This window comes from Mycobacterium sp. Aquia_213, assembly GCF_026625985.1.
In the GTDB taxonomy this organism is placed as follows: Bacteria; Actinomycetota; Actinomycetes; order Mycobacteriales; family Mycobacteriaceae; genus Mycobacterium.
This window is the reverse complement of sequence record NZ_CP113116.1, coordinates 2,141,503-2,161,258: the sequence shown is the minus strand read 5'-3', so window position 1 is coordinate 2,161,258 and position 19,756 is coordinate 2,141,503. Positions and strand designations below refer to the sequence as shown.

The following is a 19,756-nucleotide window of genomic DNA, read 5'->3' as shown; positions in this document are numbered from 1 at the left end:
TCTTGTAAAATGTGTAACGGCGTAGGTATGGTCCGGATGTGAGCGACTCCATCCACATCACCGATCTCGCCAAGCCGACATTTTCACCCGAAGCCCAGGCGATCATCGACGGCATGGCCGCGATGGCAGACTACTGTCCCCTGACTGCCGACGCCCTGCACGAACAGGCCACTGCGCAGACCGGTTTGACCGACTTCGGCGAGCAGGACTATCGCGAACGGATGGCGGTACTGCTCGAGGCGTTCCACGAGTTGCCGCGGCTGACCTCGTTCGGTCGTACCTATGCGTTCTCGCTGATGCTCACCTTCCTCAAGGGCAGGCTGCGGGTCATCGACCACCTCAAGCGACACCCCGAGATCTTCGACGTCGGCATTGAGGCGCCCTTGGTGATCGCCGGGCTGCCGCGCACCGGGACCACGCATCTGCACAGTTTGTTGGCGGCCGACCCTGCGCTGCGGTCACTTCCGTACTGGGAAGCCCAGGAACCACTGCCCGGGCCCGGCGAGGAAGGCACCGTCGAGCCGCGCCGCCAGCGCACCGGCGACGCCCTCAACATCTCCAACACGCTGATGCCGTACTTCACGCTGATGCACGAGATGACGGTCGATCACATCCACGAAGACATCGGGCTGATGGTCCAGGATTTTTCCAGCGGCTTCTTCACCACGCTCACCCATCTACCGCGCTGGTCCGACTATCTGAGCGACCACGATCAGACCCCCGGCTACCAGTTTCTGCGAATGATGCTGCAGGTGCTGCAACATCAAGACGGATACCAGCGCCGTTGGGTGCTGAAGTCGCCGCAGCATCTCGAGCAGTTCATCCCAATCCTCAACGTATTTCCCGACGCAACGTTCATCGTCACCCACCGCGACCCCGTCGACGTCGCGGTGTCGATGGCCACGATGATGACTTACACCATGCGGATGAGCGTGGACGAGGTCGACGTGAACACGGTGGCTGAATACTGGATCACCCGGATCGACGAGCTACTCAGCGCGTGCATGCGCGACCATGACCGGCTGCCGGTCGACCGCACCATCGATGTCCGCTTCGACGAGTTCATGGCCGACGACCTGGCGATGGCGCAGCGCGTCTGGGATACGGCCGGCTACTCACCGTCCGAGGATTCGAGAAAGGCCGTGGCGCAGTACATGGCCGGCCATGAGCGCGGCCGGTTGGGCCGCGTCGAGTACCACCCCGAGGACTTGGGACTCGACAAGGACGATCTGCGTCGGCGGTTCGCGCCGTATGTCGAGCGGTTCGTCAAGCCGGCTGGCGCGAGCTCGGCGTAGCCGCGTCGCGTGACACCGTCGCGGTGCCGGCGAGGGCGACCCACAGCACAGCCAGCGCGAAGCACAGCGCGGCGTAGTACAGATTTCCGGTCGGAGTGCCGTCGTCGGTAATGCCGCCCTTCGCGGCGAAGTAGCCGGGAAGGGCTGTGAGCCAAAGGATTCCAAGCACAGCCAGATAGGTCGGCCCGAATATCCGCACGAACTGGTTTGGCTTCTCGTCGGCTTCGCCGCGCCGGCGCGCCCCGATCAAGGCCGGAATCGCGAACGCAGCGAAGGCCGCGAGCTCGACAACGAAGACAATGGCCTGGGCGGTCGTGTTCGGCTGGCTGCCACCGAAAATCGAGGATGGGATGCTCAGGATCGCGACTCCCACCGTGACGAGCGCACCCGTGGTGACGGTGCGCCACACCAGGCTTGTCGCGCTCAGAGGTATGCCGTTTGCGACCTTGCGGCCGACAAGCAGCATCACCAGCAGGGTGAGCACGGCCGGGCCGAGGGTGGCGAAGATATAGACGCTCGTCATCGGCACCGAGGCCAACATCGGATGGTTGAGGGGGTTCTCGGTGTTCCAGGCCCACCACCGCAGCTGTGGACCCAACTGATCGAAGACTTCGTAGCAGCACTGATGCACCAGGCCGACGCACACCGAACCGGCCAGAATGCCACGGCCGCGGAAAACCCCTAGGGTGCGGACGATTTCGAATGCCAGCGTCGTGAGGGCGGGATACAGCGCGACGATGTAGAGCGGTAGGCGTTCATACATGAACTGAACGGTGAACACGTTGTGATCGAACACCACGCCAATCTGATCCTGGACCATAAACAGGTTGGGGAAGTACAGCGGAATCTCGGTGACCAGCAGATAGACGATGGATCCGAACCACAGGACCAGGTTGGTCGGGTCGTTGTCACGCCGCAGCCGTCGTATCGCCCACCACAGGGCGAGCACCGCACCACCGACCATCATCAGTTCCAGCACGGGCATCGTCGGACTGGACAACGCGAACGGGTTGCGGATGTGGACGACCGCGGGCGCGTCCGTACACGTGAAATGGCCTAGCGTGGCCGCGATCTCGTTGAATCGCGCATTGCACTGAGACATCGCCTGACCCTCCCTAGCCGACCGCGGTGTACCAGCGGGCGACGTCCTCGCCGCGCTTCCAGCGCTCGAACCACTGATCGGCGAATTGCGGCAGCGGCTCGTGTTCCGGTTTGTGATAAGGGGTTTGACTCAACAGCACCCGCCCGGCCGCGACGAGTATCTGCTTGCGCGGCACAGTGGCGAAGGCCGATGGCAGCGCTGGGCCACCCGCGCCCGACGGCAGCTTGCTTTTGAGATTCTCCCATGCCCCATAGGCGGGTAGCAGCGTGCGCGCATCGACCTTGCGATCGCTCGACGGCACGTGCGCGTTGACACCGTCGGCGATGACCGACATGACCTGCAGCAGATGCTTGACCACTCCGGGCAGAGCGCGGATGCGATACCAGTTGTCGCCGACCACTGCGTCATAGATCAGCAGTGCCGAGCTGCGGTGCTCGACCTCTTCGACGAAGTGCCACAAGAAAAGTGACGCCACCCGATCGTCTCCCGGACGAAACAGCGTCGCCTCGTTGTCGAGCATCAGCTTGAACGAGGGCGTGAAGGTGGCCTCCAGATCGGCGATGTAGGCCAACCGGAATTTCAGTGATCTCGTCGCGGTGAGGATGTCGAAGCACGCTATCGCATCGTCCAAGGTCTGCTGCAGACCCGGATACCGCTTGATCAGTGCGTTGACATGCTTGCGGTGCGAGCTGGAGTGCTGCGCCTCCTGACGCAGGAACGCGGTCGCCTCTGCCGCCACATCGGCGTCGGTCATCTGCGGTTTGGCTTCCTGCACCGCGGCCACGATCATCTGCTCGAAACAGATGGCGATGATCGATGTGGCGTTCATGAAGAAGGAAAAGGCGGGGTTCTCGGGATGCCAAACCCATGGCACGTCGTCGCTGAAGTCGAACTTGGGCCGTCGTACCTCGAGATCAGTCACTGGTCCATTCCCGCGGAACTTGATTATACAGAGTTACATCCACTGTAAGATCTGATTGTTGCGGCCTCGTGAGGATGAGTCAAGGCCTCACGAGGCGCAATCATCAGCCACCAGGCGGAGATCACCTGGCGTTTAATCAGTTCGGCGGGACCGCGCGTGCGTTAGCCCGTGACGGCCAGCACCGCTGCCGCAAGCTCGGGGCGGCACACCACCACGTCGGGCAACTTCGGATCGGCCTGGTTGTATAGCAGTGCCGACCCGTCGATGCGCGAGGTGTGCAAACCGGCCGCACGGGCTACCGCCACGGGGGCGGCCGAGTCCCATTCAAATTGCCCGCCGGCATGGACGTAGACATCCGACAAGCCCTGCACGATTGACGCGACTTTGGCTCCGGCAGAACCCATTTCCACCAGCGTGCCGTCCAACGCGTCGCGAACCGCCAACGCGATAGCCGGTGGCCGGGTGCGCGATACGACGATGCGCGGCTTGGCCGGCGCGGCGGGCGGCGCCGCGACGTCGGGGGTTGCCAGCGTGACGCCCTGGGCCGGCAGCGCTACGGCGCCGGCGACCAGGTCACCGGCCTGCCACAGCGCGACGTGCACCGCCCAGTCGTCGCGTCCGAGCTCGGAGAATTCCCGGGTGCCGTCCAGCGGGTCGACGATCCACACCCGCTCCGAGCGCAACCGCACCGGGTCGTCGGCGCCCTCCTCGGAAAGCACCGCATCCTGGGGCCGCTCGGCGCCCAGCGCTTGCATCAGGAAATCGTGGGATCGCTTGTCCCCCGCGGCTTTCCGCTCGCTCCCGTCGGCGTCGGCGAATTCCTCCCGCACCCCGAGCAGCAGCTGCCCCGCCTCGGTGGCCAAGCGCGCGGCCAGTGCGTGGTCGTTCATCGGTTACTCCTAACACGTCGCGAGAGCCTCGATACTTCCCTATGTTGGTAGCGTTGACCAAATTTACTGTGCCACGATGCTTGGTGCAGCCGGCACCCCGGCATCGAGATCTGCCTTAACCTGGAGAACGTGAGCGGCAACGTCTCCCCATCGGGCGGGTTGCGGCACATTCCGCGGGGGCGGCTAACGGTGATCGGCATCGTCGTAGCCCTTCTACTGGTGGGTGTGCTGACCTTCGCCGGAGTGAAACTGACGCATGGCCAGGACAGCACGGCGGCACAGTCCACCAGCCAACCACCGCCGCCGCCGGACAGCTACGCCATTCCGGGGTGCTACAACCAGGCGGTCCAGCCCAGCGCCCGTCCGAAGAAGCTCAATGTTCTGGGATGCGCGAGCGTTGCCGTTGCGCTGCAAGACATGTCATGGAGCTCGTGGGGACCACAGGGCGCCGATGGGACCGGCACCGCCGTTTTCAAGTTGTGCGATCCGAATTGCGCCACCGGCACCCAGCTGACGGAACCGGTTGTTGTGCATGCGTGGAATGCGCAGAAGCCGCGCTCGGATGCCATCTGCGTGCTCGGCCTCAAGATCTTCAGCGACATGATCCTGGCGTTCCCCAAAGGGGTCCCGCCGCCCAACGCGCAACAAATCGACACTCAGTACAACGGGATGCCGGCGGTGCACTACGTCAACTACTCGCCGAGCAACACCCGCGAAACCGAATTCATCGGCTACACGTTCTGCAACTGAGCGCTTAGACCTCGACGACGACAGCGCCGCCCTGGCCACCGCCGGCGCACATGGCCGCGACACCGATGCCGCCACCGCGGCGGGCCAACTCGTAGACCAGCGTGGTAACCATGCGCGCGCCCGAGGCGGCGATGGGGTGGCCGAGGCTGCAGCCGCTACCGGAGAAGTTCACCTTCTCCTCGTCGAGGCCGTACTCCCGGCAGGCCGCGATCGGCACGGAGGCGAACGCCTCGTTGATCTCCCACAGCGCCACGTCCGACGGCGACAAGCCGGCCCGTTGCAGCACCTTTCCGATGACCTTCACCGCGCCCAGACCGCAGTCCCTGGGCGGCACGCCCGCGGCGGCCCAGGCCTTGACGGTGCCCATCACGTTGAGCTTCTCGGCCAGCGCGTACTCGCGGTCCACCAGCGCGACCGCGGCCGCAGCGTCGTTGGTGCCGCTGCTGTTGCCCGCGGTGATCGAGAAGCCCTCGATCTCCGGATGCAACACCTTGAGGCCGGCGAGCTTCTCGACGGTGGTGTCGCGGCGGGGGTGCTCGTCGACGGCGAACTCGGTGACCGAGCCGTCGAACTGGGTGATCTTCAGCGGCAGGATCTCGTCGGCGAACTTGCCGGCGTCCTGGGCCGCGACGGCGCGCTGATGCGAGCGGGCCGCCCAGGCGTCCATCTCCTCGCGGGTGATGCCGACACTCTGGGCGGTGTTCCAGCCCACGGTGATCGACATGTCCTTGGCGGGCGCATCCGGCGTCTCGACGTGCGTCGGCGGCATCCACCGCTCCTCGAACTGCAGCTCAGGTCCCGGGATGCGCCAGTTCGTCAGCGGCGTCATCGACAGCGACTGCACGCCGCCGGCGATCAGCACCCGCTCCATCCCCGAGCCGATCTGCGCCGAGGCGTTGCCGATGGCGGTCAGGCTGCCCGCGCAGTGGCGATTGACCGACTGGCCGGGAACATGATCCAGACCGGTGGCGGTGGCGGCATAGCGGGCCAAATCGCCTCCGCCGTAATGTGATTCGGCGAAGATGATGTCATCGATGACCGACGGGTCGACGCCGGACCTGCGGACCACCTCCGGGAGCACCGCGGTGATCAGGGTCTCCGGCGGCGTGTTGACCAGCGTCCCTTTGAACGAGCGGCCAATTGCCGTCCGGACAGCTCCGACGATGACAGGTGTACCCATGTTCTTAACCTCGCTGCGGTGGGCGGTCAGACGACGCGAATCGTATCAAATACTGTATTGGCAATAGTAATGGTCTAAGTTCGGTACGCCGGGGGCGTGTGACGGCGCTAACAATTAAGCGGTTCGGGTAAAGACGGAGGCCTGCCGTTGAAGACCAAAGGTGCACTGGTCTGGGAATTGAACGAGCCGTGGTCGGTCGAGGAGATCGAGATCGGCGATCCCCGCCACGGTGAAGTGACCGTCCAGCTGGAAACGGCCGGCCTGTGCCACTCCGACCATCACCTGATGACCGGCGACTTCCCCATCCCGAGCTATCCGGTGCTCGGTGGTCACGAGGGCGCCGGCATCATCACCGAGATCGGCGAGGGCGTGGAGAACCTGGCCGTCGGCGATCACGTCGTGATGTCGTTCATCCCGTCCTGCGGGACATGCAAGCCGTGCCAGACCGGGCTGCGCAACCTCTGCGACCTCGGCATGGGTCTGCTATCTGGCCAATCGGTATCCGACGGAACTTTTCGAGTGACGGCGCAGGGACGCAACGTGATCCCGATGTCGCTGCTGGGAACCTTCGCGCCGTATGTGGTGGTGCACCACACGTCGGTGGTCAAGATCGACCCCACGATCCCCTTCGACGTCGCCTGTCTGGTGGGCTGCGGGGTCACGACCGGCTACGGCTCGGCGGTGCGCAGCGCCGCGATCACGCCGGGTGACGACGTGGCGGTCGTCGGGATCGGCGGCGTCGGTGTCGCCGCGCTGCAGGGCGCCCGAATCGCCGGTGCCCGACGCATATTCGCCGTGGACCCCTACGAATGGAAACGCGAGCAGGCACTCAAGTTCGGCGCCACCGAGGCGTTCGCCGACGTCACGGCGGCAGCCGTCAGCATCGCCGAGGCGACGCGAGGCCTGATGTGCCACAAGGTGATCGTCACCGTCGGCCACGTGGAGGGTAAAGACGTCGAGTCGTGGATGGGGCTGACCGCCAAAGGGGGCATCTGCGTCCTCACCGGCATGGCCAGCGTCATGTCCAACGAGTGCACTCTGAACCTCGCGGGGCTGTCACTGTTACAGAAGAGCTTGCAGGGCAGCATCTTTGGCGGGGGCAACCCGCAATACGACATCCCCGCGATCCTCGAGTTGTACAAGCTGGGCCACATCAACCTCGACGACATGGTGACCCGCGAATACAGCCTCGAGCAGATCAACGACGGCTATCGCGACATGCTCGAGGGTCGCAACATCCGCGGCGTCATCCGATTCACCGACGCCGACCGCTCCTAGCCCCGTCCGCTCTAGCCCCGTCCGCTCTAGCCCGAACGTGAAACTAACTTCACGTTCGGAGCCCAGCGTGAAACTAACTTCACGCTGGGCGTTTCCTGTCGCCCCGCCGGCTCAATAACCAACGCTGATCAACACATCGAAAAGCGGTGTTGGACGGGCGGCAGCCCGTGGCGGAATCATAAGGGTAGTCATCCCGGAGCCCGCTGAGGAGATTGAAATGCTAAGGCAAATAAGCAAACACGTCGCATCGTTAACCGAAGGTGAAGTCGTCGAAGAATCCGAGCTGGGCTCGATCACGCGCCTCACCGCCGACGTCTTTCCCATCCTCAAGGGGCTATCGATCAAGCGGCTGTTGATCAGCCCCGGCGCCATGCGGACCCCGCACTGGCACGCCAATGCCAACGAGTTGACCTACTGCGTTTCGGGGACCGCATTGGTCTCGGTGCTCGACACCGGCAGCCGGTTCGCCTCTTTCGTGGTTCGGGCGGGCGACATGTTCCACATCGACTCCGGCTCGCTGCACCACATCGAGAACATCGGCACGGACGAATGCGAATTCGTGATCACGTTCCGCAACGAACGCCCCGAAGATTTCGGCCTGGGCGCCGCATTCGGAGCGATGACCGACGCCGTGCTGGGAAACACCTACGATCTGCCGGCCTCGGATTTCGCGGCGATGCGCCGCAGCACCGTCGACCGCGCATTGGCCCGCCGCGACGGCGACCCCGATGTGCCCGCGACCGCCTATTTCGACGACCCGCACAAGTTCTCCGTGGACGCGATGACGCCGCCCGTCACTAGTGCGGTCGGGTCGGCGAGGACCGCACGCGTGCAGTACTGGCCCGCACTCAAGGATTTGTCGATGTACTCGTTGCGCATTCGCGAAGACGGGATGCGCGAGCCGCACTGGCACCCGATTACCGCGGAGATGGGTTACGTCAACAAGGGCGCGGCCCGCATGACCGTGATGGCCCCGGGCGGCGAACTCGACACCTGGTACTTGCGGCAGGGCGACGTGTACTTCATCCCCCGCGCCTACCCGCACCACATCGAGGTGTTCGACGCCCCGGAGATGCACTTCTGCATCTTCTTCGACCAGCCCACCCCCGCGGACATCGGCTACCGGACGTCGATCAGCGCCTACTCACGCGAGGTGCTGGCGGCCACGTTCGACACCCACATCGACGACCTGCCCGACTTCCCCTTCACCAAAGCCGACCCGCTGATCGTCAATCGGATCAACCCGCTCGACGCCCACGCCGTCGGGGAGCGGTGACAACTCACCGCCCGGCATGAGCACAATGGGTCCATGACCACCACCCCCGCAGCCCAGCGCGAGACCCAGACCGCCGCATACCGAGTCGCGGCCATGTTGATGGGCATCGGCACCGTGCACTTCCTTGCCCCCAAACCGTTCGACACGATCGTCCCCGTCGAGCTGCCCGGAGATCCGCGCTTCTACACCTACGCATCGGGTGTCGCCGAGATAGCCACCGGCGCCTTGCTAGTCCCGCGCCAGACTCGGCGGTTCGCCGCGCTGGCCGCAATCCTGCTGTTCATCGGGGTCTTCCCGGCCAACGTCAACATGTGCCGGTTGTGGTGGAGCAAGCCGTGGCCGATGCGCATCGCCGCCTTCGCCCGGCTGCCGCTTCAGATTCCGATGATCACCACGGCGCTTAAGATCATGCGCAACAGCTAACGGAGCTTTCGATGGGAACGACCGGGATCGCGGTTCTGCTCGCGCTGGCGGCCGCGCTGATGATCGGCATCGGAGATGTCCTAGAACAGCGATCCGCTCGGCAGGTCACCGACAAACGGGTCAGCACCCCAGCGCTGTTCCATCGGCTGCTGCGCGATCGCCGTTGGTGGCTAGGCAGTCTCGTGGCCGCCGCCGGGTTCGGGCTGCAGGCTGCGGCGCTCGGCCTGGGTTCGGTGGTTCTCGTGCAGGCACTGTCGGTGACTTCGCTACTGTTCGCGCTACTCATCAGCAGCACGGTGAATCACCGCAAAATATCGCGCTGGCAAGCTATTTGGGCAATCCTTCTCGTTGCCGCCGTGGCAGTGGTGGTGACCGTCGGCGACCCGCAGGCCGGCACTCCCCGCGGGTCAATCAAGACATGGACGATCGTGGCCTTGATCCTGGGCCCGGCCCTGATCGTGTGTGTGATCGGTGCTCGCTTGTCGTCGGGTTGGCTCAGCGCGTTGCTGCTAGGGCTCATGTCGGGCGTGCTGTGGGGCCTTTTTTCGGTGTTGACGAAGGGCGTGGTCGACCAACTCGGCCGTGGCATTCCGGAATTGTTGCGAACGCCCGAGTTGTATATCTGGGCGGTGCTGGGGATCGCGGCGACGGCGTGGGAGCAGTCGGCGTTTGGCGCCGGCCCGCTGACCGCGTCGCTTCCTGCGGTGACGGTCGCCGAGCCGCTCGTCGGCTCGGTGCTCGGCGTCACCGTGCTGGGCGAGACGTTGAGCACCAACCACGTCGGCATGGTTGCGCTCGGCGTGTCGGTCGCGGTGATGATCGCGGCGGCGGTGGCACTGGCGCACAGCCAGGCCGCTGGAGCCCCGGCCACCGATACGTCGATCGACGTGCGATCAGCTTCGCCGCGAACCGATGCGGTGTAAGGTCCCGTCGGGATCGACGTACGCGAATTCCCTTAAGCCGTAAGGCGTATCGACCGGTTCCACCAAGCGTCCGTCGAGATCCTTGAGCGCCGCCCATTCCGCGTAGAGGGCGTCGGCGTCGCTGACATAGAGGTACACGCTGGCTGCCGTGCGCAGCGGATCGTGCTCGGCCCACTCGCTGAGGTGCATCGACACCGAGCCGCGGTCGACATAGCCGTAGCGCTGCGGACCTTCGTAGCTGCGGGCGTCGAACCCCAGTCGGCGGTAGCGATCCAAGGCGATGTCGAGATCTCGAACGGGAACGATCGGGGCTACCGAGGCGAAACCGATTTCGGGCACACCACAGTCTGTCAGCTCGCTCCTACTGACGGTGCCGGCGAACGCTGTCGTATGCTCCACCGCACGACTCCAGCAGGAAGGCACTCCACCATGCGTCAGCTACCGGCCTTCGTCGCAGTCGCCGCCGTTGTGCTGGCCGCGGGTTGCGATAGCAATGGGGGCGGCACGGGCACCACGTTCACATCGATAACCCCCGCCACTTCCTCGAAGCAGGCGCTCCCGCCGGCAGCACTCGCGGATCTCTTGCTCGGCCCGGCCGATATCGACGGTGTCCTGGGAGTTACCGGCTCGAGGACCGATCGAGTGTCCGACTCTCTGCAAGAAAACCAAACCGCCGATTCGGGCCCCAAGGGATTTAGGTTCCCCGAAGAATGCCTGTACATCACCGGTCCTGCCCTCGCGCCGGTCTATGCCAACAGTGGAAACACCTCGGTTCACGGCGAGAGAATTAGCGTGCCCTCGCCCGGGGGGTCGAATGAGTCGAACCCTGACGCGAACCAGTTTCTGGTGATGTTTCCTTCCGCCCAGCAGGCGAGCGCCTTCTTCACCACCTCCGCTCAACGCTGGCCCGCCTGCGCCAACCGCCAAGGCACCGTTCCCGACGGCGGGAAGTCTCCGGGCTTTCAGTGGAAGGTGGGACCGGTTTCCAACGCCAACGGCGTTCTGAGCGCTACCGTGTCCGTAAGCCTCACCAAGGACGGCGAGAACATCGTCAAGACCTGTCAGCGGGCGCTGACGGTACGCAACAACATCTCGATCGACGTTGACGGCTGCCGGCAAAACCCCGGAGAAGTGGGCGTCGACATCGCCAATCTGATCGCTGGCAAAGTCGAAAAACAGTAGGCATCTCGCCCGTCTGCACGAATCTGGTGGTTCGCACTGCGATCTCGCTCGCCGTTTTGGGTGCGTCCTACAGTCCGCAAACACCACGCGACCCTCGCCGCTGTCGTATGCTCCATCCGCAAACAACCTCTGAATAGCCGACGCGCGGGGTGCGCGGACTGCTGTCGAGTCGAGCAGGAAGGGCGCCAACGATGCGTCAATTAGCAGTCGCCGTCGCCGTCGCCACCACCGGGATATTGGTCGCTGCCTGCGGCGGTAGCCACGGGGGTGGCACCGCGTCATCGTCATCGTCGACGACCACGACGTCGTCGAAGGCTCCCCTCGCGCAAGCCGCGCTGGCGAACCTCTTGCTCACTCCCGCCGAAGTCGACACCATCCTGGGGGCTACGGGGACGAAGACCGACAAAACATACGACGCGCTCCAAGAGGACAAAAGCGCCGAGGTATTCCCAAGGGATACAAGTTCCCCGCCGAGTGCCTGTTCATCACCGGCGAGGGATTGACACCCATATACGCCGGCAGCGGCAACACCGCGGTGCACGGCGAGCGTGACCTTGCACCGATTCCCTCCGGCTCAAATGATCCGAACCCCGACGTCACCCAGGTCGTGGTGCTGTTTCCGTCCGCCGACCAGGCGAGCGCCTTCTTCAACACGTCGTCCCAGCGCTGGCCTGCCTGCGCCAACCACCAGGAAACCGTTCCCGGTGACGGACCAGACGCCCCGGACATCCAGTGGAAGGTCGGACCGGTTTCCAACGCCAACGGGATATTGAGCACTACCGTGAGCGTGAGCCTGGGCAAGGGCACCGACACAATGTCCCAGACCTGTCAACGGGCGCTGACGGTACGCAACAACGTTGTGATTGATGCCGAGGCGTGCCGCAAGGATCCGGGAGACGCGGGCATCAGTGTCGCCAAACAGATCGCCGCTAAAGTCGACAAGCAGTAGGCATCGCCCGTCAATTCCCCTGGCGCGCGGGCGATTCGGGCAAGACGGACACGACAGCCGCGACTTTGGTAAGAATGGGTTGCTATGCCGCGCTCATTCGATGTCTCGACCGAATCGTCCGCCAGCGTCGAACAGATTTATTGGGCGTTCAGTCGCGAGGACTATTGGCTCGCCCGAATCGCCCTCGGGGATACCGCGACCACCACCCTGGATTCGCTGAACGTAGACCCCGACGGCCGGGTGACAGTGCGCGTGACTCAGCATCTCGGTCGGCAGCTATTGCCCGGCCCGGTCGCCAAATTCGCGCGCGGCGAGCTGAAACTCGTGCATGAGGAGACCTGGAAACCGGCCGATGACGGGCAGGTTCTCGGGCAGGTCAACGTCACGGCCTCGCCCAGGGTGGGAGGGAGCCGCGCCGAAGCGAGCCTGAAACCCAACGGCAACGGGACACACCTGAGATTCGCCGGCAAAGTGGAGGTAAAAATCCCGTTGGTCGGCGGCAAACTCGAGAAGTCCCTGGGCGCCGGCTTGGATGAGAGCATCCCCGCGCTGCAGCGCTTCACCACCAGCTGGATCGCCGACCACTCCTAGGCCCGCCTCTTGCCAGGCGAGCGCGTCGAGGTGTTAGCTCTGTATTCGTCAGCAACCAATGCCGCTTCGCTAATAGAAGGCCCAAGACGATGCTTCGTAGCTTGTTCGCCCCAGGAGCAATCGCGCTGGGGATTGCCGTCGCGGCGTGTGGCGCGCACCAGGCGTCGTCCGGACCCAACGCATCCAGCTCGAGTTCAGCGAAGCCGGTGGCGAGCAGCAGCACGATCGTGGCTCCTACTACGACCGTTGCGCCGGCGGGGACGACCAGCGCGCCGCCCGATTGCGTCGGATTGTCGATCTGCACACCGCCGCCGCCGGATGCCGAGGGCAATCCGGCGTGTTACTACTCCGATGGCTGGCAAGCGAATTCAGCTGGAGCGGGGATCGAGGTCTGGTATTTCCACGAGCCGCAGAACCTGTCGAAGCCCGACAAGGTCACGGCAATCGTGCGGAAGAAGAACGGCACCAACGAGTCTCAGGATGCTGCCATCGAGGCCGGCCAACAAACCCATCGCTTCGAATTCCCGACGATCGATAAGTCCGCGGTTCAAGAGGTCCTGCTCGCTACCAGCAACGGTCGCTGTTTCGTGATCGGAAGTTAGACACGAGCTCCTTACTGGAAGCGTAAGCCTTTCAGCCGCAGGGTGTTTAGCTGCCGGTCAACTAGGTAGGCTACGTCGTTAGTGCAGGCGACGGATAGAGGAACACCAGATGACCCGCATACGCACCATGACGCAGGCAGACACCAACGACTGCGCGCGCATCTGCTACAAGGCCTTCAACGCGATCGCTGCCCGGCACAACTTTCCGTCGGATTTTCCCTCGGTGCAACATGCTCACGATCTCGTGACGGCGTTGCAGCCTCACCCCGGATACCTCAGCGTCGTAGCCGAATCCGACGGTCGGATTGTTGGTAGCAACTTTCTCGACGAGCGTTCGGCAATCTTCGGCGTGGGCCCGGTCAGCGTGGCTACCGATATCCAGGACAGCCGCGTGGGTCGCGCCTTGATGCAGGCCGTATTGGACCGAAGCGCCGAGCAGCAGGCGTTGGGAGTGCGGCTGGTACAGGTCGCGTACAACAACCGTTCGATGAGCCTCTACACCAAGCTCGGCTTTCAAGTCCGCGAACCCCTCGCCGCCATCCAGGGCAAACCTCTGTCGATGCAAATCAGCGGATTCGACGTGCGCGCAGCTCACGAGGCGGATTTGGCCGACTGCGACAAGCTCTGTCTACAGGTGCACGGCCACGACCGAAGCGGCGAGCTGCGCGATGCGATCGCGCACGGATCGGCCAAGGTTGTCGAACGCGACGGTCAAATCACCGGGTACACGACCGACGTCGGGTTCACCGGACACTCTGTGGCCGTGAGCAACGAAGATCTGATGGCGTTGATCGCCGACGCGGATGTGTTCTCGTGGAATGGATTTCTTGTTCCGCTGCGCAACGCCGAACTCTTGCGATGGTGTTTCGACCACGGCTTGCGCGTTGTCTACATGTTGAACCTGATGGCGCTGGGGTACTACCAAGAACCACGCGGTTCCTCCTTGGCGTCGATCGGCTATTGACGAGCGCTTGCAACCGGCCCTGCCGCAATCGCGGACCAGGGATACTGGCACACCATGGACAACACGCACTGGTGGATACCCTGGCTGCCCCTCCTGGGATCAATACTCGTCACCGCGACCGCATTCCTCGGCGTCATGATCAACAACAAAAACAGCCGTGCCGCAATCCGATCCGCGCGCATCCTTGATCATCACAAGTGGCTACGCGAAACGTTATTGCAGCTCGGCTCGCACGCGGCTGGGCACGCCTTCGAGATCGACCGCCTCTATAACGCGCGCTCATTTGCCACTAACGACGAAGTGTTCACCCAGAACATGCTCACCCTGGCGGGTGAAATCCGGCGATTGTCCGCCACGGCGGACAGCCTGAGCCTCATCGGATTTCCCGAACTAGCGGCCACCTGCGCGGAGATCCGCCACGCCGCCGATCAGGTGGTCGAACCCGCCAACGCCCACCGCGAAACCATACGATCCGCAGCTCCCGCGCAACACGTTCAACAGACTCGCGCCGCCGTCGACGCCCAATTGACAGCACTGAGCGAAGCGCGGAAACGATTCGTGGGCCACGCCCAGTCGACGCTCAAAGCCCACGCCCTGCTCCAGGTCGATGGCATCTGACGGCTATCCCGACGCGCTGACCGTCATCCCCGCCGCCACCGAATCGAACAATTGCGTCACGAGGTCGACCACGTCTTCGCGCGTCAACTTCAATTCACCGTCCAGCCAGGTGAGCAAGTATGCGTCGGCGGCGGCCACGACGCCGACGCCGAGCAACAGCCGCTTACGGTCATCGACGCCGTCCACCGCCGGCAAGAGGTCGGCGACGAGCTGGGCCAGCTTGCGAAGCCCTTCTTGGCGTTGGACCGCAACCATCGGCCCACCGGAAAACACCTCACGAAGCTTGATCCGCGCGTGGCCCGGGTTGCCATCCAGCCCGCGGCTGATCGCGTCGATCATCGCCCGCGCCCCTTCCGAAGCCCCGGTGGTGGCGTCGATCGCGGCGCGGCAGGCACTGGCTTCCTCGTCGATGAGTTGGTCGTAGGCGGCCGCCAGCAGCGCGTCCAGATCGGCAAAGCTCTCGCCGAAATAACGATCGCGCAGCCCCGCTTGTCGCAGCACCGCGCGGATGGAGGTGCCGGCGTAGCCATGTTCGCCGAACAACTCGATGCCGGCGTCGACTAATCGGGCACGCCGCTCGGCGACCCGTTCCGACGCGGTCTTTCCGTCGTAGTCCCTCATTCCACACCTTCTGATTGCACGCGTCCCATGATGTAAAGGGTAGGCCAACCTGCGCACATCCGTCCGCAATATGTGAGGACAGTCACCATCTGATTGCGCTCGTCCTCAGATAGAGGTAGGTTCGGCGCATGACATCTTCGCCGCAAGTTTCACCACACAATTCGTTCGACTACGTGATCGTCGGTGCCGGAAGCGCTGGATGCGTGCTGGCCAATCGGCTGTCTGAAGACCCGTCGGTTCAAGTGCTTCTGCTCGAGGCGGGACCCGAGGACACCCAGGATGCGATTCGGGTCCCCGCCATCTTCAGCTCCCTATTCGGGACCGAAGTCGACTGGGATTATCGCCTCGAACCGCAGACGCACTATCAGGGGTCGACGACCTACCCTCGCGGTAAGACCCTGGGCGGTTCGTCGTCGATCAACCTGATGGTTTACATCCGCGGCGACCGTGCCGACTTCGATGCGTGGAGCGAACGCGGCTGCGCTGGTTGGGATTACGAGAGCGTGCTGCCCTACTTCATCAAGGCCGAGAACAACAGCCGCCTCGGCGAACCGCTGCATGGTCAGAGCGGTCCGCTACATGTCGAGGACAGGATGTTCACGCATGAGCTCTCGCACAACTGGATTAGCGCGGCGAGTGAATGGGGCCTGTCTACCATCGATGACTTCAACGGTGCCTCCCAAATCGGCTCGGGCGCTTACCAAGTCAGCTGCCATGAAGGTTGGCGGTGGTCGGGTGCCGATGGCTACCTGCGACCGGCACTCGGACGACCCAACCTCACCGTGCAGGTCAATGCCCAGGCGACCCGGATTCTGGTGGATGGGGGCCGCGCGACCGGCGTGTCCTACCTGCACGATGGCGCGGAGGCAACCGCCCATGCCGGGGCGGAGGTAATTCTCGCCGGCGGGACCATCAACTCGCCGCAACTGCTGCTGCTGTCGGGCATCGGTCCGGCCGAGCAGCTGCGGGCACTGGGCATCGATGTCAAAGCCGACCTGCCGGGTGTTGGGGAGAACCTGCACGATCACACGATGACCCCCATTGTCTGGGCGACTCAGGGTTCGACGGATCTGCTCGAGATGGCCAGCCCGGAAAACCTCGCGCTCTGGCAGGACCGGCGCGGTGGTCCCTTCGCCTCCAACGGCGGTGAGGTGGGCGGATTCCTGTCCACCGCCGGCGACGGCATACCGAATATCCAATTCATCGGTGGACCAACGTCGTTCGTTGACCACGGTCACTTCAGCCCGCCGCTGCCCAATTTCACGATGAATGCCGCCCCAACCCACCCGCGCAGCCGCGGCCGGCTCTGGCTGGGTTCCGCCGATCCACTGGCTCCTCCCCGCATCCATCCCGCCTACTTCTCCGACCCGGCAGATGTCAACGACGTCATTGCCGGCCTGAGCGCGGCAATCGAGATCGCACGGCAGCCCTCGCTGAGCAAGTTCCTCAAGGGAATGAACCTCCCCACCGAGGTGAGTCTGGACCAGGCCACCCTGGCCGCTCATGCGAGGAATTGGTCGCAGACCGAATACCACGCGGTCGGCACCTGCGCGATGGGTGTCGACGAACGAGCGGTCGTCGATCCCGAGCTCAAAGTTCGTGGTGTCGAGGGACTTCGGGTCGTCGACGCATCGGTGATGCCCGCGATCATCAGTGGGAACACGAACGCGGCGACGGTCATGATCGCCGAAAAGGGTGCCGACCTCATCAAGAAATCCCGGCACCCGGGCTCCGATACGCGCTGCTCACAGTTGGCCGGCGCCGCACAACAAACGTCAGCCATAAACCGACAGCACTGCCAGGATGAGCAGGGACAGTAGGGCAAGTGTGCAGGCTAACGACCGAAACGTGGTCACCACATAACTATCCGATTCGCTCGTGCGATCGGCCATCCCAGCGTGACCCCCCCTCGCGCTCACAGGCCAAGTCTGCCAACAAGATACGCAGCCGGCGGCGAGCACTATGCAGGCGCGACATCACCGTCCCGATCGGGACATCCATGATCTCAGCGATCTCCCGATAGCGGTAACCACACACATCGGCGTAGTAGACGGTCAGCCGAAAGCTCACGTCCAGCGAGTCGAGCGCGTCGGTGATTTCGCGGTCTGGCAGCTTCTCCAGCGCCTCGACCTCGGCCGAGCGATTCACCCAAAGGCGTTGCCGGCCTGTGTCAAACTGCCAGTCGTCGGTCTCGGCACGAAGGTGCTCGAGCGGACGGCACCGGGTCCTGTGATAGTTGTTGATCCACGTGTTATGCATGATGCGAAACAGCCAGGCCTGAAGATGAGTTCCCGGCTCGAACGAGCGAAATCGCGCATAGGCTTTAAGCATGGTGTCCTGCACCAGATCCTCGGCGTCTGCGCGATTGCGGGTCAATCGCCTTGCGCCACCGTAAAGCTGATCGATCAACGGGATCGCCTCGCGTTCAAACCGAGCCGTGAGCTCCGCGTCGCTCTCACCAATCGGCGAGCGACACGAAAGCCGACTTGTTGATCGCTCAGTAGTCACGTGTTCATCGCCTATGGGTGGTCGGCCTTGAAGAACATTTCGAACTGAATGCCGTCAGGGTCCTTGAAGGTCAGGACCGCACCGTATTCACGGTCGGCGATCGGGGTGTGGTGAACGCCAAGCTGCTCGAAATGTGCCAACCACTCATCGAGTTCGCCACGGGTGTCGACCTTGAACGCCATGTGATCCAACCCGGTACGCAGTGGGTCGAATGTCTCACCCTGATTCGCGTCGTGCTGCTGGAACTCGATAATGGTCCGCGTACTCGGATGTATCAGCAAGATCCCTCGCCATCCGTCACCGGTGGCTCGGTCGATTTCAGTCAGGTCGAATAACGCGGCCCACCATCGGGCGCTGGCCTCGGCGTCACGGGCGGAGAACGAAATGTGCGACACCCTACTGAAAGTTGGCATGGGAACCCTCTGGAATTCGATGTGGACGGCAACGGCTCGGCGTCGGCTGCACCCGCGCAATCTCAATCATTGCGTGTGGAGTCCAACATCCCAAGTACCGCAGCGGATTTCTTGCGGTCACGCACTCAGCGGGTGACATGCGCGCGCTTGCCTCATCATCTGCCCGATGATTTCGGCGGCCGGTGCGATGCGTCGAACCGCGCTCACTCCCTGCCCCGCCGGGTAAACCATCGACTCCCAATCACCGCTGGTCTCGGGCGTCGGGGGCAACGCGGACCGGACCGGCAAGTCGTAGGGCATGTCGGCAGAGTGCGGGAAAAGTCGCGTGCGCCCGATGGTCTCGTCCTGCTGAGCGGCATTGCAGGCGCTTGCCTCATGCACCGCGGGGGTTGCGAGAAGCCGGTAGGGCTGGTCTGGCCACTCGGGTCCGAAAGCATTGGTGCGCAACGTCTTGCCGGGCGAATCGATGAGTCGACGCTGGTACTCGGGATGGGCATTGGCTTCCACGGCAGCGACCAAGGCGGTGCCCACCCATACTCCGTCCGCACCCGCCCGCAAAGCAGCGGCTACGGCCGTACCGTCGGAGATGCCACCTGCCGCGAGTAGAAGCATGTCGGGCCAGTTGCGACGGATCGTCCGCAGCAACGCGTGCAACGGTATGCGTCCGCGGGCATGACCACCGGCTTCACAACCTTGGGCGACGATTCCGCAGACTCCGAATCCGATTGCGGTTGCGGCGATCTCCGGCGACGAGGCTTGCATCCACACTCGTATTCCCACCGCGCGCAGTGCGCTGACCCAGCGGGCCGGCGGTGGATCGTGGTGAAACACGACCAGCGGTACGCGCAGCCGGATGCATTCGTCGATGTGCCTTTCGGTGCTGGCCGGCCCGAGCCCGGTGTCAGCACAGATGAGGTCGACGCCAAACGGCCCCGATGTCAAGGCGCGCAATCGTTCTACCATCACGGCCAGGCTTTCGGCGGGGTCCGGGGATGCGCCGAGCACACCCAATCCGCCGGCGTTGGTAACCGCCGCGGCGAGCTGCTCGTGCGCGATGAATCCCATACCCGCGCCCACGAGCGGGTAGCGGACGTCGTATTCGCGGGTCAACCGGGTCTGCAGGGCGGGCGCTTCCGGTGGCACGACCACCGCGCCCGGATGGTCGTCGTCGATCGCCGAACCACTAGTCAAGTCAGGCATGGCCCCTCCTTCGTAATACTCCATATCGGAGTATCTTTACTTTAATCCGATCTGGAGTATTGTCAACTC

The 19,756-nt window shown here is 63.8% G+C and carries 23 protein-coding genes; 13 read left to right on the top strand and 10 right to left on the bottom strand.

The window, feature by feature from the left end; translation table 11 throughout:
• Window positions 1–50: 50 nt before the first annotated feature.
• Entirely contained in the window at window positions 51–1,295 is a 1,245-nt protein-coding gene (locus LMQ14_RS10080; protein WP_267735437.1) for a sulfotransferase family protein, read from the top strand.
• Here LMQ14_RS10080 and LMQ14_RS10075 read toward each other — a convergent pair.
• The 3 genes from LMQ14_RS10075 to LMQ14_RS10065 form a co-directional block, all read right to left on the bottom strand.
• Complete coding sequence (locus LMQ14_RS10075) at window positions 1,267–2,397, bottom strand: hypothetical protein (RefSeq protein WP_267734596.1); 1,131 nt, start codon at window positions 2,395–2,397, stop codon at window positions 1,267–1,269. The genes LMQ14_RS10080 and LMQ14_RS10075 overlap by 29 nt on opposite strands.
• Before the next feature lie 13 nt (window positions 2,398–2,410).
• Entirely contained in the window at window positions 2,411–3,319 is a 909-nt protein-coding gene (locus LMQ14_RS10070) for a metal-dependent hydrolase (RefSeq protein WP_267734595.1), read from the bottom strand.
• 161 nt (window positions 3,320–3,480) lie between these two features.
• Complete coding sequence (locus tag LMQ14_RS10065; protein WP_267734594.1) at window positions 3,481–4,209, bottom strand: 3'(2'),5'-bisphosphate nucleotidase CysQ; 729 nt, start codon at window positions 4,207–4,209, stop codon at window positions 3,481–3,483.
• Window positions 4,210–4,398: 189 nt separating this feature from the next.
• On the opposite strand from LMQ14_RS10065, the gene LMQ14_RS10060 reads away from it, so the two are divergent.
• Window positions 4,399–4,959 (top strand): hypothetical protein, encoded by a 561-nt coding sequence (locus LMQ14_RS10060; RefSeq protein ID WP_267735436.1) that lies wholly within the window; start codon window positions 4,399–4,401, stop codon window positions 4,957–4,959.
• Between the two features lie 4 nt (window positions 4,960–4,963).
• Here the strand turns inward: LMQ14_RS10060 and LMQ14_RS10055 are convergent, their stop codons facing one another.
• The gene (locus LMQ14_RS10055; RefSeq protein ID WP_267734593.1) at window positions 4,964–6,139 is read right to left on the bottom strand and encodes a thiolase family protein; all 1,176 of its coding nucleotides are present in this window, start codon (window positions 6,137–6,139) and stop codon (window positions 4,964–4,966) included.
• 147 nt (window positions 6,140–6,286) lie between these two features.
• On the opposite strand from LMQ14_RS10055, the gene LMQ14_RS10050 reads away from it, so the two are divergent.
• The 4 genes from LMQ14_RS10050 to LMQ14_RS10035 all read left to right on the top strand — a co-directional run bounded on the left by LMQ14_RS10050 (window position 6,287) and on the right by LMQ14_RS10035 (window position 10,039).
• Window positions 6,287–7,417: an NDMA-dependent alcohol dehydrogenase gene (locus LMQ14_RS10050; protein WP_267734592.1), complete on the top strand. Its 1,131-nt coding sequence runs from the start codon at window positions 6,287–6,289 to the stop codon at window positions 7,415–7,417.
• Window positions 7,418–7,634: 217 nt separating this feature from the next.
• The gene (locus tag LMQ14_RS10045) at window positions 7,635–8,693 is read left to right on the top strand and encodes a cupin domain-containing protein (protein WP_267734591.1); all 1,059 of its coding nucleotides are present in this window, start codon (window positions 7,635–7,637) and stop codon (window positions 8,691–8,693) included.
• A gap of 33 nt (window positions 8,694–8,726) precedes the next feature.
• Window positions 8,727–9,116 (top strand): hypothetical protein, encoded by a 390-nt coding sequence (locus LMQ14_RS10040; RefSeq protein ID WP_267734590.1) that lies wholly within the window; start codon window positions 8,727–8,729, stop codon window positions 9,114–9,116.
• A gap of 11 nt (window positions 9,117–9,127) precedes the next feature.
• Window positions 9,128–10,039 carry a DMT family transporter gene (locus LMQ14_RS10035; protein ID WP_267734589.1) on the top strand — a complete coding sequence of 304 codons (912 nt, stop codon included), beginning with the start codon at window positions 9,128–9,130 and terminating at the stop codon, window positions 10,037–10,039.
• Here the strand turns inward: LMQ14_RS10035 and LMQ14_RS10030 are convergent.
• The gene (locus LMQ14_RS10030; protein WP_267735435.1) at window positions 10,010–10,369 is read right to left on the bottom strand and encodes a bleomycin resistance protein; all 360 of its coding nucleotides are present in this window, start codon (window positions 10,367–10,369) and stop codon (window positions 10,010–10,012) included. The two genes, LMQ14_RS10035 and LMQ14_RS10030, sit on opposite strands and share 30 nt — an antisense overlap.
• A gap of 99 nt (window positions 10,370–10,468) precedes the next feature.
• On the opposite strand from LMQ14_RS10030, the gene LMQ14_RS10025 reads away from it, so the two are divergent.
• Window positions 10,469–11,221, top strand: a complete 753-nt coding sequence (locus LMQ14_RS10025; protein WP_267734588.1) for a sensor domain-containing protein — start codon at window positions 10,469–10,471, stop codon at window positions 11,219–11,221.
• A gap of 196 nt (window positions 11,222–11,417) precedes the next feature.
• Here the strand turns inward: LMQ14_RS10025 and LMQ14_RS10020 are convergent, their stop codons facing one another.
• The gene (locus LMQ14_RS10020) at window positions 11,418–11,594 is read right to left on the bottom strand and encodes a hypothetical protein (RefSeq protein WP_267734587.1); all 177 of its coding nucleotides are present in this window, start codon (window positions 11,592–11,594) and stop codon (window positions 11,418–11,420) included.
• Between the two features lie 126 nt (window positions 11,595–11,720).
• Between LMQ14_RS10020 and LMQ14_RS10015 the strand changes: the two genes are divergently transcribed.
• The 5 genes from LMQ14_RS10015 to LMQ14_RS09995 all read left to right on the top strand — a co-directional run bounded on the left by LMQ14_RS10015 (window position 11,721) and on the right by LMQ14_RS09995 (window position 14,945).
• On the top strand, window positions 11,721–12,170 hold the full coding sequence (locus LMQ14_RS10015) for a sensor domain-containing protein (protein ID WP_267734586.1): 450 nt from the start codon (window positions 11,721–11,723) through the stop codon (window positions 12,168–12,170).
• A gap of 84 nt (window positions 12,171–12,254) precedes the next feature.
• Window positions 12,255–12,761, top strand: coding sequence for a DUF2505 domain-containing protein (locus LMQ14_RS10010; protein ID WP_267734585.1), 507 nt, complete (start codon window positions 12,255–12,257; stop codon window positions 12,759–12,761).
• Between the two features lie 89 nt (window positions 12,762–12,850).
• Window positions 12,851–13,363, top strand: a complete 513-nt coding sequence (locus tag LMQ14_RS10005; protein ID WP_267734584.1) for a hypothetical protein — start codon at window positions 12,851–12,853, stop codon at window positions 13,361–13,363.
• A gap of 109 nt (window positions 13,364–13,472) precedes the next feature.
• On the top strand, window positions 13,473–14,327 hold the full coding sequence (locus LMQ14_RS10000) for a GNAT family N-acetyltransferase (RefSeq protein WP_267734583.1): 855 nt from the start codon (window positions 13,473–13,475) through the stop codon (window positions 14,325–14,327).
• Window positions 14,328–14,381: 54 nt separating this feature from the next.
• On the top strand, window positions 14,382–14,945 hold the full coding sequence (locus tag LMQ14_RS09995; protein WP_267734582.1) for a hypothetical protein: 564 nt from the start codon (window positions 14,382–14,384) through the stop codon (window positions 14,943–14,945).
• Between the two features lie 3 nt (window positions 14,946–14,948).
• Here the strand turns inward: LMQ14_RS09995 and LMQ14_RS09990 are convergent, their stop codons facing one another.
• Entirely contained in the window at window positions 14,949–15,566 is a 618-nt protein-coding gene (locus LMQ14_RS09990; protein ID WP_267734581.1) for a TetR/AcrR family transcriptional regulator, read from the bottom strand.
• Window positions 15,567–15,694: 128 nt separating this feature from the next.
• Between LMQ14_RS09990 and LMQ14_RS09985 the strand changes: the two genes are divergently transcribed.
• Window positions 15,695–17,386: a GMC family oxidoreductase gene (locus LMQ14_RS09985; protein WP_267734580.1), complete on the top strand. Its 1,692-nt coding sequence runs from the start codon at window positions 15,695–15,697 to the stop codon at window positions 17,384–17,386.
• A 43-nt stretch (window positions 17,387–17,429) separates the two neighbouring features.
• Here the strand turns inward: LMQ14_RS09985 and LMQ14_RS09980 are convergent, their stop codons facing one another.
• The 3 genes from LMQ14_RS09980 to LMQ14_RS09970 form a co-directional block, all read right to left on the bottom strand.
• A complete protein-coding gene (locus LMQ14_RS09980; RefSeq protein ID WP_267734579.1) occupies window positions 17,430–18,074 on the bottom strand; it encodes a sigma-70 family RNA polymerase sigma factor in 645 nt (214 codons plus the stop codon).
• A gap of 11 nt (window positions 18,075–18,085) precedes the next feature.
• Window positions 18,086–18,487, bottom strand: a complete 402-nt coding sequence (locus LMQ14_RS09975; protein WP_267734578.1) for a VOC family protein — start codon at window positions 18,485–18,487, stop codon at window positions 18,086–18,088.
• Between the two features lie 117 nt (window positions 18,488–18,604).
• Entirely contained in the window at window positions 18,605–19,687 is a 1,083-nt protein-coding gene (locus tag LMQ14_RS09970; RefSeq protein ID WP_267734577.1) for an NAD(P)H-dependent flavin oxidoreductase, read from the bottom strand.
• Window positions 19,688–19,756 lie beyond the last annotated feature (69 nt).